The following is a 16,104-nucleotide window of genomic DNA, read 5'->3' as shown; positions in this document are numbered from 1 at the left end:
TGTTCGGGATCGTTCGGACCCGTCCCCCGACCTCCCCGAACACCCCCTCCCCCCACCACCCTGACCGAGGGCCCGGCAGCCGCCGCGGCCCTCGGTCGCCGTGTGTGGGGGAGGACCCGCATGCTCCAACTGCTCGCGCTGATGAGACGGCGGCGCGCAACGCTCTTCGCCGTCGTCCTCGCCGTCGTTCTCTCACTCCTGGCGACCGTGCCCGCGGGCGCGGTCGAGCCGCCCGAACCCGAACGGAAGAAGCCCGCCTGGACCGAGCCCCCACGGGAAAGGTCCGTCCCCGGCAAGGCCGCGAAGAAGGTGCCGCCGCCGCGGCTCGCCGTCACGGCGCAGGCGGTCGCCGCGCCGCCGCAGCCGGTGTGGCCGGCGCCGGGGACGGACACCCCGGCCGCCAGGGTCGCCGGGGCCGGGGCGAAGGCCGCCGGAAGCGTCGAGGTGCTGGACCGGGCCGCGGCGAAGAAGGCCGGGGTCAACGGGGTGGTGTTCCGGGTGACCACGCCCGGCGGGCCGGTCACCGTCGACCTCGACTACTCGGGCTTCCGGCAGGCCTTCGGCGGCGACTATGCCGCCCGCCTCCGGGTGGTCGACCTGAGGACCCGCAAGGCCGTCCCGGCGAAGAACGACCTCGCCAAGGGCCGGATCCGGGTCGCCGTGGACCCGCCGAAGACGGCGGCCCGCGGGACCGGGGCGCCCACCGCGAGCGGTTCCTACGCGCTGACCTCCGCCGCCTCCGGCGCGGTCGGCACCTTCGCGCCTACCTCCCTCGCCCCCTCGGCGACCTGGGCGGTCGGCATCCAGTCGGGCGACTTCTCGTGGAACTATCCGATCGCCCTGCCGCCGGTCCCCGGTATCGCGCCCGCCGTGGCGCTGACCTATTCCTCCGGGGCCGTCGACGGCCGGGTCGCCGCCACCAACAACCAGTCCTCGTGGATCGGAGAGGGCTTCGGCTACGAACCCGGTTTCATCGAGCGCACCTACAAGCCCTGCTCCGAGGACGGTCTCCCGGGCAAGGGCGACCTGTGCTGGGACCGGAACGCCGCGCATATCGCGCTCCCCGGCCTGACCGGCGAACTCGTCAAGGACGCCGCCGCCGACGTCTGGCGGGTCGCGGACGACGAAGGCTGGCGGGTCGAGCTGCGCACCGGCGCCACCAACGGCGACAACGACGGCGAGCACTGGGTGGTGACCGGACCCGACGGCACCCGCTACACCTTCGGCCGCACCACGGCCGCCAAGTCGGCGTGGACGGTGCCCGTCTTCGGCAACGACCCGGGCGAGCCCTGCAACGGCCCCTCGTTCGCGACGTCCTGGTGCCGCCAGGCGTACCGCTGGACCCTGGAGACCGTCACCGGCGTCCACGGCGACGAGATCACCTACGCCTACGAGACCGAGACCAACCACTACGGCCGGGACGCCACCCCCAGCGCCGCCACCGAGTACGTCCGCGGCGGCCGGCCGGCCAGGATCGAGTACGGCGGCCGGGCCGACGGCAGCGTCGCGCCCACCGCCCGGGTGCTGTTCACCGCCGCGCCCCGCTGCATCCCCGGCGCCCTGTGCGATCCGGCGACGACCACCAGCTGGCCCGACACCCCCTGGGACCTGGGCTGCACCGGCGGCTCCTGCCCGGCCGCCGGACCCAGCTTCTGGACCTCCCAGCGGCTGGCGAACATCACCACGCAGGTGCGTGAGGCCACCGGATTCACCGATGTCGACTCCTGGGCGCTGACCCACACCTTCCCGGCCACCGGCGACGGCACCAGCACCGCCCTCTGGCTGAGCTCCGTCCAGCGCACCGGCCGGGCCGGCGGCTCCACCGCCACCCTGCCGCCGGTCCGGTTCGACGGCATCCGGATGCCCAACCGGCTCCTGGTGAACAACGCCGTCCCGGTCATGAACAAGTGGCGGCTGAAGGACGTCTTCAACGAGACCGGCGGGGTGACCCGGGTGTCGTACGCCCAGGACCTGTGCAACTCCACCGCGCTGCCCCGCCAGGACCTGAACCCCAAACGGTGTTTCCCCAGCAACTGGCTGCCCGCCGCCGGAACCTCGCCCACCCTCGACTGGTTCAACAAGTACGTCGTCACCCAGGTGGAAGAGGCGGATCTGGTCGCGGGCGCGCCCGACAAGATCACCCGCTACGAGTACACCGAGGACGATCCGGCCTGGCGCCACGACAGCGCCGAGCTGGTCCCGGCCCGCTTCAAGACCTGGGGCTCCTGGCGCGGCTTCCAGCGGGTCAAGGTCCGCACCGGTGCGCCGGGCGGCGCCCAGACCCTCACCGAGCACATCTTCTCCCGCGGTATGCACGGCGACCCGCTCGCCGACGGCACCCGCAGGACGGTCAAGTTCACCGTCCTGGGCAGGGAGTACGAGGACAAGCCCGGTCTCGCCGGGTTCGCCCGCGAGACCATCACCCGCGACCCGGTGTCCGGGGCGGAGATCACGGCCGAATTCCACGAGCCCTGGCTCTCCGACCCGACCGCCGTACGCCAGCGGGAGAGCGGGCCGCTGGAGGCCCGCATCCTCAAGGTGAACACCGTGCAGACCCGGACCGCCCTGCCCGGCGGCACCTCACGGACCGTGGAGACCCGGACCGAGTACGACGGCTACGGCAGCCCGGTCAAGGTCCACGACAAGGGCGACATCACCGTGCCCGGCGACGACGTCTGCACCACCACCTCCTATGTCCGCAACACCACCGCCTGGGTCCTCGACCGGCCGGGCCGGGTCCTGACCGCGGCCGCCGCCTGCCCGGCCACCGGCGCCCACGAGCCCGCGCCCGCCGATGTGCTGACCGACGAGCGCACCTACTACGACGGCGCCACCGTCTTCGGCACCCCGCCCGTCAAGGGCGATGTCACCAAGGTCGAAGAACTCGCCTCCTGGAACGGCACCCAGCCGGTGTACGCGACCAAGGAGCGCGCCGCCCACGACCAGCACGGCCGGATCACCGACTCCTACGACGCCCTCGGCGCCAGAACGACCACGGCTTACGAGCCCGCTCTCGGCGGACCCCTCACCAGGACCACCGTGACCAATCCGCTGGGCCATGCCACCGCCTCCGAGACCGAGCCCGCCCGCGGGCTGGTGACGGCCTCCGTCGACCCGGACAACCGCCGCGGCACCCGCACCTACGACGCGCTCGGCCGGTTCACCGCCGGCTGGCAGCCGGGCCGTGCCACCACCTCGCCGCCTTCCGTACGGTACGAGTACACCACCACCCCCGGGGCGCCCACCGCGGTCACCACCCGCAAACTCCTCGGCGGCGGCGACTACACCGCCTCCCACACCCTCTACGACGGGCTGCTCCGGCAGCGCCAGACCCAGGAGCAGTCGCCCAACGGCGGCCGGACCGTCACTGACACCCTGTACGACGCCGCCGGGCGGATCGCCGCCACCAACGGCGCCTACCACAACCCCGGCACACCGTCCGCCGTGCTGCTGGTGACCGACGCGTCCGCCGTACCGTCCCGCAAGCAGTTCACCTACGACGGCGCCGGACGCACCACCGCGGAGATCCTGCACTCCTACGGCACGGAACGGCACCGGACGACCTGGGCCTACCAGGGCGACCGGGTCCACGAGGACCCGCCGGCGGGCGGCACCCCCGTCACCCGGATCACCGATGCCCGCGGACGGCTGCTGGAGCTGCGCCAGTACACCGGGGACGCCCCGGCAGGCGCCCATCTCACCACCGCCTACGGCTGGACAAAGGCGGGCAAGCGCTCCTCGGTGACCGATCCGGCGGGCAACGCCTGGCAGTTCACCTACGACGTCAGGGGCCGCCAGATCACCGTGGCGGACCCCGACAAGGGCACCGCCACCATGACGTACGACGACAAGGACCGGCTGACCACCGTCACCGACGCCCGCGGCACCACCCTGGCCCACACCTACGACGCCCTCGACCGGCGCACCGGCCTCTTCCAGGGCTCGGCGACCGGTACGAAGCTCGCCGAGTGGACCTACGACACGGCGCCCCGCGGCACCGGCCGCCAGGCGGCGGCGATCCGCTGGTCCGGCGGCAACGCCTACCGCACCGAGGTCACCGGCTACAACGACGTCGGCCTGCCGACGGGCACCGCCGTCACCATCCCCGCGAACGAAGGGGCACTGGCCGGACGGTACGAGACCACCGCCGGGTACAACCAGGCCGGACAGCTCGCCAGCCGTACCCTGCCCGCCGCGGGCGGCCTGCCCGCCGAAACCCTGCTGACCGGCTACACCCCGACCGGGCTGACCGACACCGTCTTCTCCGACGTCGCCGCCTATGTCACCGGCACCACCTACCACGAGACCGGCAAGCTCCGGGAGCGCTATCTCGGCGGCCGGGTACTGCGGACCTACGGTTACGACCCCGCCACCCAGCTCGTCAACGGCCTCCGCACCGAACTGGACACCGGCGTCACCGCGCTGGACACCACCCTCGCCCACGACGCCGCGGGCAATATCGTCTCCGCCGCCGACACGGTCTCCGGGGACCGGCAGTGCTTCCGCCAGGACTCCCTGGGACGGCTGACCGAGGCCTGGACCACCACCGCGGCCTGCGCCGCCGGACCCGGCACACCGGTACTCGGCGGGCCCGCCCCGTACTGGCACGTCTACGCCTACGACACCGCGGGCAACCGCACCCGGGAGACCCACCGTACGGCCGCGGGCGACACCGTCCGCGACTACACCTACCCCGCCGCCGGTACCGCGGGCGCCCACCGGCTCCAGTCCGTGACCAGCGGCACCACCACCGCCCAGTACGGCTACGACGCGGCGGGCAACACCACCAGCAGGCCCGGACAGACCCTGGCCTGGAACCCGGAGGGCCGCCTCGCGCAGGTCGCCGCGGGCGCGGTGACCACCGGATTCGAGTACGACGCCGACGGCAACCGGCTGCTGCGCCGCGACCCCGGCAGCACCACGCTCTACCTCGGCGACACCGAACTGAAGCTCACCACGGCCACCGGCGCGGTCACCGGCACCCGCTACTACACGGTCGACGGCGACGACATCGCCGTCCGCACCCCGGCCGGGCTCAGCTGGCTGACCGAGGACCATGTCGGCACCGCCGACGTCTCCATCGACGCCACCGACCTCACCACCACCGTCCGGCGCCATCTGCCCTACGGCGGACCGCGCGGCCCCCAGGCCGCCAACTGGCCCGGCGAACGCGGCTTCGTCGGCGGCACCAAGGACCCCACCACCGGGCTCACCCATCTGGGAGCGCGCGAGTACGACCCGGACACCGGGGCCTTCCTCTCGGCCGACCCCATCCTGAACGCCGAGGACCCGCAGCAGCTCCACGGCTACGCCTACGCGGGCAACTCGCCGGTCAGCAACTCCGACCCGACCGGTCTGACCGCGCAGCCCGTCACCGGCGCCGCGGGGACCGAGACCGCATGGGACAGCGCGGTCACCGGATTCCGTACCGGCGGCGACCGCGGGTTCACCAACCTGTACGCGACACACGGCGCCGCCGCGGCCTCCGGCGCGGAGAGCGGCGGCGACGCCGACCGGGCGGACGCGGTGCTCGCCTTCGCGACCGATATCGAGACCGGGCGCGGCGGCTGGGACCCGAAGGTCCCGGACGGCTACACCAACCCGCCGGGCAGCCAGACCCCGGCCCCGGGCCCCGGTCCGGCTCCGGGACCGGGCACCCAGGGCAGTACCGGATCCGGGTCCGCCCTGCTCCCCGAGGGGCTCTGGAGCGGCGGCGGCAAGGTCCTGCCGGCCAACCCGGGCGGGCTGTATTCGGTCGGCGATCCCGACGACTACTTCCCGCACGGATACGACGTCCAGCTCTTCGAACCGCCGAAGCCGAAGCCGAAGACCGACTGCATCAAGGGCAAGAAGAAGAGCACCTGCGGCAAGGCCCAGGGCACGAAGGGCGTCGTCAGCGGGTCCAAGGACCCGACCGTCAAACAGCTTCTCGGCATGATCGCCGCGATGTTCGACGTGGTGATCAGGACCCTGACGGGCGACAAGAAGGGACGGAACGAAGGCAAGGGCGACCGGGGCAAGAAGCCCGGCGGCAAGAAGAAGACCAGCAGCGGCAAGAACAAGAAGAAGTAGGGGGAGGCGGCCGGGATGAGGTTCTCAGGCACTGCTGTGCGATTCCGTGTGGGCACCGTCGTCTCGGTCGCCGCCCTGCTCGCCGGCCTGGTCACGGCGGCCGGACCGGCCGCCGCCCGGGAGGCGGACGCCGGCGCCCGTCCGCCGTCCGCCGCCGTGGCGGACGGGTCCGGAGCCGGGCAGAGCGCCCGGACCGGCCCGGTGGTTCCGGCGAAGGCGGCGCGGACCACCGGGACGGCGACGGCGCGGTCCGCCGCAGAACAGTCCGCCGCCGAACAGTCCGCCGCGGAACAGTCCGCCGCGGAACAGTCCGCCGGGGAACGTGCCCGGCGGACCGGTAAGCCCGTGGAGATCACCGAGCTGCGCACCCCGGAGACCACGGTGTCCGTCCTGCCGGACGGCACCTTCCGGGCCACCGTCCACCGCCAGCCGGTCCGGGTCCGGACCGGCGAGGGCTGGGTGCCGGTCGACACCACGCTCGCCGTACGGCCCGACGGGACCGTCGGACCGAAGGCGGCCGTGGTCCCCGTCGCCTTCTCCGGCGGCGGGAAACGCGGCGCACCACTGGTCCGGGTCCGGCAGAAGGACGGCGAGTTCGGGCTGAACTGGGCCGGGAGACTGCCGAAGCCGGTACTGGAGGGCGATACCGCGGTCTACCGTGCCGTGCTGCCCGGGGTCGATATCCGGCTCACCGCGGAAGCCACCGGCTACACCCCCGCCCTGGTCGTCCGCTCGGCGGCCGCCGCCGGGGACCCCCGGGTACGGGCGTTCCGGTTCGGGCTGCACCGCCGGGGGACCGCCGCCGCTACACCGCCCGGCACCATGGCGGCCGCCTCACCCGCGGCCGGGGAGACGAAGGGGCTCAGGACGGGCGGGCCCGCTCGGCAGCCGGATATCACTCCGGTGCCCTGGCGGGTGTCCCGGACGGCCGGGGTGACCGTCGCCGTGGGAACCCTCGCCGCTTCGGTCCCTCCCGACGCGTACCCCATGACGGTCACCGGACCGCCGGAGGAGACCAGAAGGCTCCACTGGATGCTGCTCTCCCACAACACCCGGACCAATGTGAAGGCCACCTACTGGGATTCCAGCCATATCGGGCAGGTGGGGCGGATCCAGGGCGACGATCTGCGCTGGCGTTCCTACTACGAGATGGACACCTCGGCCTTCGCGGGCAAGCGCATCGTCTCGGCCACGTTCTCCGCCTTCCAGTACTGGGCCGAGTCGTGCACCCCGAAACCGGTGGAGCTGTGGCACATCGACCGGATCACCCCCACCACCACCTGGGACTCCACGGTCTTCCACCGCAAAGTCGGCCAGTCCTCCCTCGGCCACGGGCACGACGAGCAGCTCTGCGAGGGGAGCCCGATCGGGTTCGACGTCACGGACCTGGTGCGGGAGGCGGCCGACCGGCGCTGGCCCACCACCTCGCTCGCCCTCCGGGCCCAGGAGACCCCCGACTCGTACGCGGCCCGCAGATACATGGACCGGGCGACGCCGGGATACAGGGATCCGGTGATGGCGCTCAGCGTCAACTACAACACCGTGCCCGACCGGGCCGCCGATCTGAAACTGGACGACCGGAGCTGTGCGGGGGAGGAGCCGGTCATCAAGAACGCCCGTCCGAAGCTGTCGGCCGCCGTCTCGGACCCGGACACCCCGCGGCACAACAACCAGTTGAACGCGGTCTTCCGCTGGTGGGAGGGGGCGGGGCCGCCCTCCGGCCAGATCCACCGGCAGACACTGACGGTATCCCCGGCCGCCCGGGCGGTGCTCTCGATGGAGAACCTGCCGGCGCTTCAGGACGGGGTCACCTACACCTTCGGCGTCACCGTGGACGACGGCGTGGACTCCAGCGACGGGCGCCCGTGGTGCACCTTCACCGTCGACCTCACTCCACCCGCCACACCACCGCTGGTCACCTCGGCGGACTTCCCGCCGCCCCCGGCGCCCGGACCGCCCGTCTACACCACGGGCCGCTTCGTCTTCGATGCCCGGGGCGACGGGGACATCACCGGGTTCCAGTACGGATTCGGCGAGAGCCCGTCGGTCGGCAGCGACCAGAAGACGGTCGCCACCGACGTACCCGGCGGGGTCGCGGTGATCGACTACACGGCGGACCGGGCCATGATTGGCTTCGGCACCAAGGCGAACTACCTGAAGGTGGTCCCGGTCGACCGGGCGGGCAACGCCGGTACGGCAAGTCCTGCCCTGTACGCCTTCAAGACGACCGACGTCGTCAAGCCGACCACCTACTACGGGTACTGGAGTGCCGATTCCACCACGGGCGGCACGCTTGTCGACGGCCCGAGCACCGGCACCGGGAAGACCCCCGGCCCGTATCGCTTCGACGCCACGGTCTCCGGCACCGTCACCCAGACCGCCGACCGCGCGGGCAACAACCCCGGCGCCGCCCGCTTCGACGGTACGGCCGGTCACGCGGCGACCGCGGCGCCCGTCCTCCAGAAGACCCCGCAGAACACCTTCGGCAGCTTCACCGCCATGGGCTGGGTCAAGCTGGACCGCACCTTCGCCGCCGCCACGGTCCTCAGCCAGGACGGCACCGACCAGAGCGGCTTCGCCCTCCGCTACCATCCGGCCCCCCGCTCCTGGGAGTTCGCGATGCCCCGCGGCGAGACGGGGGGTGTGCAGGGCACCGCGGTGGCGCGGTCCATCGCCGCTCCCCAGACCGGGGTGTGGACCCATGTCGCCGGGGTCTACGACCACACCGCCGGGAAGCTGAGGCTCTTCGTCAACGGCCGCCAGGCCGCCGAAGCCGACCACACCAGCACCTGGTACGCGGCCGGGGCCACCGCCATCGGCCGGGGCAGGTCCGGCGGGCTGCCCAGGGACTTCTGGCCCGGCGATCTGGACGACCTCCAGCTCTATCCCTGGGCGGCATCGCCTTTCGAGGTCCAGCACCGGATGAAGCGCCCGGCGCCCTACCAGGCCGCCAGCCGGTGGTCCTTCGACGAGGGCAGCGGCCGCACCAGCGCGGACCTGGAGAACAACGGGCACACCATCGCCCTGCACGACGGCACCACCTGGGCGAACCCCGGCCGCTCCGGCACCGGACGGGCGCTGCGGCTCGACGGGCGCCAGACCCACGCGTACACCGCGGGACCCGTCGCCGAACGGACCCCGCAGAACACCCTCGGCAGCTTCACCGCCGCCGCCTGGGTCCGCCTCAACGGCCCGGGTACCCAGGCGACCGCGGTCGGCCAGGACGGCCGCCACGACAGCGGGTTCGTCCTCGGCTACTCGGCGGCGGCCAACCGCTGGACCTTCGGAATGAATCCGGCGGACGCCCCGGAGGAGGCCCCCGGGGTGTACGCGACGGCCGGTTCCGTCCCCCAGACCGGGGTGTGGACGCATCTCGCCGGGGTCTACGACCACACCGTCGGGACCATGACGCTGTACGTCAACGGCAGACCCGCCGGGACCGCGGCGCACCGCTCCACCTGGTATCCGGACGGCGGCCTCGTGATCGGCCGGGCGAAGAGCAACGGCACCCCGGGCGCCTACTGGCCGGGGAACGTCGACGATGCGGAGATCCTGTCCGGCGCCTTGCCGGCGGCCCGGGTGAAGGAACGGGCGGCAGCACCGGGCTTCGCCCCGGGGGCCGGATGGAACCTCGACGACACCCCCGCCGACCGGACGGGCCACGGCCACACCCTCGCCCTGTGGAACGGCTCCACCTGGACCAGCGGCAAGCCCGACCAGCAGAACAAACCCACCAGTGGGCTCGCTTTCGACGGCATCGACGGCCACGCCTACACCGCGGGCCCGGTGATCCGCCCCGACACCGGGTTCACCGTGGCCGCCTGGGTGAAACTCGACGCACTCGGCCGGACCCAGACGATCATCAGCCAGGACGGTACCGACCGGTCCGGCTTCCGGCTCTTCTACGACCACGGTCCGGCGGGACAGGGATCCTGGGCCTTCGGCATCACCGGCAACACCCACACCGGCGGTACGGTCCCCGACAAGGTCGTCCGATCGGCCACCGTCCCGAGAACCGGGCTCTGGGTCCATCTCGCCGGTGTGTACCGGGCACCCAACCCCAAGAAGGACGAGCACACCGGCGACCTGAGTCTCTACGTCGACGGCCGCCTCCACGCGTCGGAGCCGTACCTCAGCGCGGCGGTCGCCGACGGAGGGCTGGCGATCGGCCGCGGCCTCCAGGGCGGCCAGGCCGTGGACCGGCTGGCCGGAACGGTGGACACCGTCGAAGTCCGTCCCGAACCCGCGTCCGCCGAGGAGCTCCAGGCGATCGGCAACCTCACGGTGCCCGCCACGATTCACAACCAGTCCCAGCCGATCCCGGACCTGGGAGTGACGGACATCCCGCTCAACGTACAGAACCTGCCCCCCGACGCACTGGAGCGGCTCAGGGTCGACGTCCATATCAAGCACACCTACCAGGGCGATCTGAAGCTGGAGCTGATCGCGCCCGACGGCACGGTCTATCTGCTGGAGAACCTCCGGGGCAGCGGAGACGTCGACGAACTGAAGAGGAGCTACCAGCTCAACGCCGCCGCGGAGACCGCCAACGGCTTCTGGGTGCTGCGGGTCCACGACACCGTCATCGGCGACAGCGGTTCGCTGGAGAGCTGGGGCCTGTCGGCACCGTACGGCGAAGGAAAGAAGCCGGGGGTCCCCTGGGCACCCCGGGCAGGCTCCGCTTTCCAGGTGGCCGCAAACACCACCACCTCCCGTTCGGTGACGGTCTCCGGCCTGGTGGGCAACGCACCCGAGAACCTGACGCTCACGGTCGACCCGCAGTACGGCTACGCCGGGTCCAGCCTGCGCATGATCCTGGTCGGACCCCGGCCGACACCCACCGCCGAGCCCAAGCAGTACGTGCTCTACGACGGGCTGCGGCCGCCCCCGGCGGCGCCCAGCAGCTGCGCCCGCTACGCGACCGACCCGTACAACCTCCGGAGCCAGTACGTCGTGAACGCCTCGGAGTCACCGGCCAACGGCGAGTGGACCCTGAAGTTCGAGAACACCTCGTCCAGCAGCGGGCCGAACATCCTCGGCTGGAACCTGTCGTCGCCGATCAGCCTGACCGAGCCCAACAGGGCGCCCGACACCAAGTTCGCCAACCCCGAGAACAAGCCCATCACCAGTTGGCAGACCTCCAGCTATCTCTCCCCCTGCGGACTCCCCGGCTCCGAAGCCCAGGACCTGCGGGTCGCCGTCGATATCCGGCACCCCAACCGGGGCGATCTGAAACTGGAGCTGACCGGAGGGTCGCGGACCCTGCTGCTGGAGGACGTGCCCGACTACGACACCGGCGAGGACGTCCGCAAGACGTACACCCTCACCGGGGTGGCCCTGCCGCCCAACACCTCCTGGACCCTGGTGGTCACCGACACCAGAACGCAGTTCGCGGGCGAGATCAACGAGTGGAGCGTGCAGACGCTGCCCAGCACCCCAGCCGTCTTCAAGGACGGCTGGAAGGGCGAGAACCTCACCGACGTACCCATCGCCGACGACGCCTGGAGCGAGTCGCCGATCACCGTCGAGACGGTTCCCGAAAAGGGCACCCAGGCACCGAAGGCCTGGCAGGTGTCCGTGGCGCTCAAGCACACCCACCGCGGCGATCTGGCGCTCTATCTGGAGGCCCCCGACGGCGAGGGCTATCTCCTGGAGAACCTCACCAAGGGCGGCGGCGACGCCGACGACCTCACCAAGACCTATACGGTCAACGCGTCGGCGAAGAAGGCCGAGGGGGTGTGGAAGCTCCGCGTCCTGGACGCCGTCTGGGGCGACACCGGGGTGATCGACTCCTGGAGCCTGACACCCGCCTCCTTCGCGACCGCACTGACCACCGCACCCGTGAAGTTCGCCGATCTGGCGACCGCCGAAAGCCCCCTGACGATCGCCGAGGAGCGCGGCAACGCGCCCAACGGCATGCAGGTACAGGCCGCCATCACCCACACCAGGCCCGACCAGCTGGTCGTCACCCTGCTCGCCCCGGACGGCTCCGCCTATGTCCTGCACGACCGGAAACCCGTCCTGGGGCCGGTGTTCGCGGTCGACGCGGCCGCCGAGGCGCTCAAGGGGACCTGGAAGCTGAAGGTCCAGGACACCGTCGCCGGGGAGGCCGGGTCCATCGACTCCTGGGGCTTTGTCCTGGCACCGCAGGTGGCCTGGCCGGCCCGGAGCGGGTCGGCGTTCACCGTGCCCGACAGCTCCCCTTACCGGGCCTCCGGCTATGCGTACGTCGCCGGGATCACCGGCAATGCCCCGGCCGACCTGCGGGTCTCCGTGTCGACGACGACCAGTGCGGACTATCTGGAACTGGTGCTCGTCTCACCGGACGGGACCCGCTTCCCGCTCCACAAACGCGAACAGACCTTCCCCGACCACTGGATGGTGAACGCCTCCGGGGAACGGGCCAACGGCTCCTGGGAACTGGAGGTCACCCGGACCGACTACTGCTGCTCGTCGACCCGGATCGACTCCTGGAGCCTGTGGTCGCCGGTGAACCGGACCGCGAGCCCCCCGGGCCCGAGGAACAAGTTCGCCAACGGCACCGACACCGCGATCCCCGACCAGTCGTGGAACTACGCCACCAGCTATCTCAACGTCTCCGGGATCACCGGGAACGCCGCCGTCGACCTCAGGGTCACCGTCGACATCCGGCATCCGCGCCGCGGCGACCTCCGGCTGGAGCTGCACGGGGACACCGTCCACCCGCTGGAGGACTTCCCCGACACCGATACCGGCGCCGACGTCCTCAAAACCTACGAACTGCGGGGCGTCGCCCAGCCCGTGAACCAGAGCTGGGCGCTGAGGATCGTCGACACCCTCACCGGGAACACCGGAACCCTCGACGGCTGGGCCCTCCAGATCCTGCCCAGCCCGCAGGCCGCCGTCCCGGCGGGCTGGCGTGCCGAGAACCCCACCGACATCCCGGTGCCCGACGACGGAACCGCCGAATCGCCCGTCACCGTCTCCGGCCTCGCCGGAGTGGCCCCGAAGGACTGGGAGGTGTCCGTCGCCCTCAGACACACCTACCGCGGCGACCTGCTGCTCCATCTCGTCGCCCCGGACGGCACCGCCTATCCGCTGGAGGACCTGGCACCCGGCGGCGATACCGACGATCTGACGAAGTCCTATGTCTTCAACGGGTCGTCGGAGTGGGCCGACGGGGTGTGGAAGCTCCGGGTCCGGGACCGGGTGTGGGGCGACACCGGGCATATCGACACCTGGAGCCTGTCGGCAGCACCACCCGGCACACCCGTGCCCGCCGTCGCCTGGCCGGAGCAGAACGGTCCCGCGGTCACCCTGCCCGACAGCAGCCCGTACACCGCGACCTCGTACAAGAGGGTCACCGGCCTCGCCGGGAACGCCCCCGCCGACCTCCGGGTCTCGGTCGCGACCACGGCGTCCCCGGGCAATCTCGAGCTGGAGCTGATCGCCCCCGACAACACCCGCTACCCCCTGCACCGCTGGGGGGCCGTCCTGCCGCCCTACTGGACCGTGGACGCCTCGGCCGAGACCGCGAGCGGCGAGTGGGAACTCCGGGCGAAGCGCACCGACTACTGCTGCTCGGCCATGAAGATCGACTCCTGGCGGATGTGGTCGCCCGCCGACCGGGCGCCGAGCGCGGCGGGACCGGTGACGAAGTTCGCCAACGGGACCGACCGGGCGATCTCCGACGACAACTCCAGCGACTGGATACCGGCCCAGGTCACCGGGATCACCGGGAACGCCCCGGCCGATCTGCGGGTCGCCGTCGACATCGTCCATCCGCGGCGCGGCGACCTCGTCCTCACCCTGGAGGCACCCGACGGCACCTCCTATCCGCTGGAGGACTTCCCCGACACCGACACCACCGCCGACGTCTTCAGGACGTATGTCGTCAACGCCTCGGCGGAGACCGCCAACGGAACCTGGGACCTCGTCGTCCGGGACAACCGGACCGGCAGTACGGGGACCGTCGACGGCTGGAGCCTGAATATGGGCGGGGTGCTGACGGTGCCCCCCGGAACCCGGTTCGAGAACCCCGCCGACGTACCGCTGACCGACAACGGCACCACCGAGTCGACCGTGTCCATCTCCTCCATCACCGGCCGGGCGCCGGCCGGACTGAAGGTCCGGACGGTCCTCCGCCACCCCCACCGCGGCGATCTGAAACTGGAGCTGATCGCCCCCGACGGCACTCCCTACCTGCTGGAGGACCTGACCGGCTCCGGCGACACCGACGACGTCCTCGACGAGTACAGCGTCGACGCCTCCGCGGAACATGCGGGCGGCACCTGGCGGCTCCGGGTCACCGACGGGGCACTCGGCGACACCGGGCTGATCGACGCCTGGAGCCTGACGTTCCCCGCGCCGCTGAAGTACCACCGCAACGGCACGGTGAACATCGCCGACGCCGGGACCCCCGCGCACAGCCAGATCCCGGTCCTCGGCCGGACCGGGAACGCGCCCGCGGACCTGCGGGTCGTCGTCGACGTACGGCATCCGCGCCGGGGGGATCTGATCCTCCACCTGGTCGCCCCCGACGGCACGGCCCTTCTGCTGGAGGACGTACCGGATACGGACACCGCGGCCGATGTCCGTACGACCTACCGCGTCGACGCCTCGGCGGAGGGAGCGGACGGCAACTGGTCACTTCGGGCCCAGGACACCAGAACCGGCAGCAGCGGCACCATCCAGGCCTGGAGCCTCCAGTTCGGGGGGCCCTAGAGATACCGCCACCGAGGGGGAAGGGGGCGCGGCGGCCGAGGGCGGGTGAACCCGGGGCGCGCGGGACGCGTGCACGGGGTGCCCGGGATTCCGGCCCGCCGCCGCACCCCGGCCGAGCGGGGGCGGGCGCTGTTCCGGGCGCCCGCCCCCGCTCTCGTACGCCGTGCCCTGTCCGTACGGCCCCTTCTCGCAAAGGAACCCGCCCATGCCGACGACACCGATACCGCCCGTGCCGACGACACCGATACCGACGATGCCGACGATGCCGGACCCGGATCCCCGCCCGGCCACGGTCCTTCCGGCCCCCGCCCCGGTCCGGCCGCGCTCCGGATGCCACCGGGCCCGCCCGGCCGCCGTTTCCGCCGCACTGCTCGTCACGGCCCTCACCGGCCTGACCGGATGCGGCGGCACCCCCGCCGCCGACACCGGAGCCGGACGGGCCACGGCCCCCGCGACCGTCACCCAGCAGCGGCCGCAGGCCACCGGGCCGGGGACCTCGCTGATCTCCCGGCTCGGCGGCGGCCAGGGCGCCGGGGCCGTCGCCCTGATCACCAGCGAGGGCAACCGGATCGTCTTCTCGCTCACCTGGAACGGCTTTGCCGCGCCCCGGTCCGCCACCCTCCTCGGCAGCGACGCGCGCCCCGTCGCCGAACTGCTCCGCGGATCACTGCCGGAAGGCGTCCGGTCCGTCGTGGGCCGGACGACCGTCACCGATACCGCCCTCGCGGAACGACTCCGCTCCCGGCCCGGTGACTTCGCGGTCTCCCTGGCCGCCGAAGGACTGCCCGGCGGCACCCTCAGCGGCGCCGTCGCGGCCTCCCCCACACCGGTCGATCCGCTGGGCACCGTACCGGCGGGCAGCCTGCGGGCCCTCGCCGACGGCCGTCAGGAGTTCGACGACGGGGGCTCCCGGGCCCAGGGCGACCCCGACGCCGGCACCACCGTCTCCCTGACACCCGGCAACGGAACCCTCGGCTACTCGCTGGCCTGGGTGAACCTCGAACCGCCGACGGCCGCCCATATCCACCGCGGCGCTCTGGGGCGGACCGGTCCGGTCGCCGTACCGCTGTTCACCGACCCCCTGCCGCCCGGGCTGATCGCCGTCTCGGGCGCGGTTCCCGTCGCCGCCCCCGCCGTTCTGCGGGAACTGGCCGCCGCCCCGGGTGGTTTCTACGCCGACACCCACACCCGGTCCTTCCCCCGGGGCGCGGTCCGGGGCCAGCTCTTCCGCTGAGCGGGACACGGGCGGACGAAAAGGGGCGGGGCGGTTCCCGTCGAGGGAACCGCCCCGCCCCTTCGCCGTGCCCCGGGCCGCCGGCCCGGTGCCGC

Annotated in this window: 3 protein-coding genes; all 3 read left to right on the top strand. The window is 72.4% G+C overall.

Annotated features, from left to right (window positions below; genetic code table 11):
* Nucleotides 1-120: 120 nt before the first annotated feature.
* Nucleotides 121-6,072, top strand: a complete 5,952-nt coding sequence (locus ACWDR0_RS05580) for an RHS repeat-associated core domain-containing protein (RefSeq protein WP_456350333.1) — start codon at nt 121-123, stop codon at nt 6,070-6,072.
* Between the two features lie 36 nt (nt 6,073-6,108).
* A complete protein-coding gene (locus ACWDR0_RS05575; RefSeq protein WP_456350332.1) occupies nt 6,109-14,775 on the top strand; it encodes a proprotein convertase P-domain-containing protein in 8,667 nt (2,888 codons plus the stop codon).
* Between the two features lie 205 nt (nt 14,776-14,980).
* Nucleotides 14,981-16,009, top strand: a complete 1,029-nt coding sequence (locus ACWDR0_RS05570; protein WP_456350331.1) for a CHRD domain-containing protein — start codon at nt 14,981-14,983, stop codon at nt 16,007-16,009.
* Nucleotides 16,010-16,104 lie beyond the last annotated feature (95 nt).

Source organism: Streptomyces sp. NPDC003691, assembly GCF_053981115.1.
Note: the sequence above shows the minus strand (reverse complement) of the source record. Positions and strands in the feature narration are given on the sequence as shown.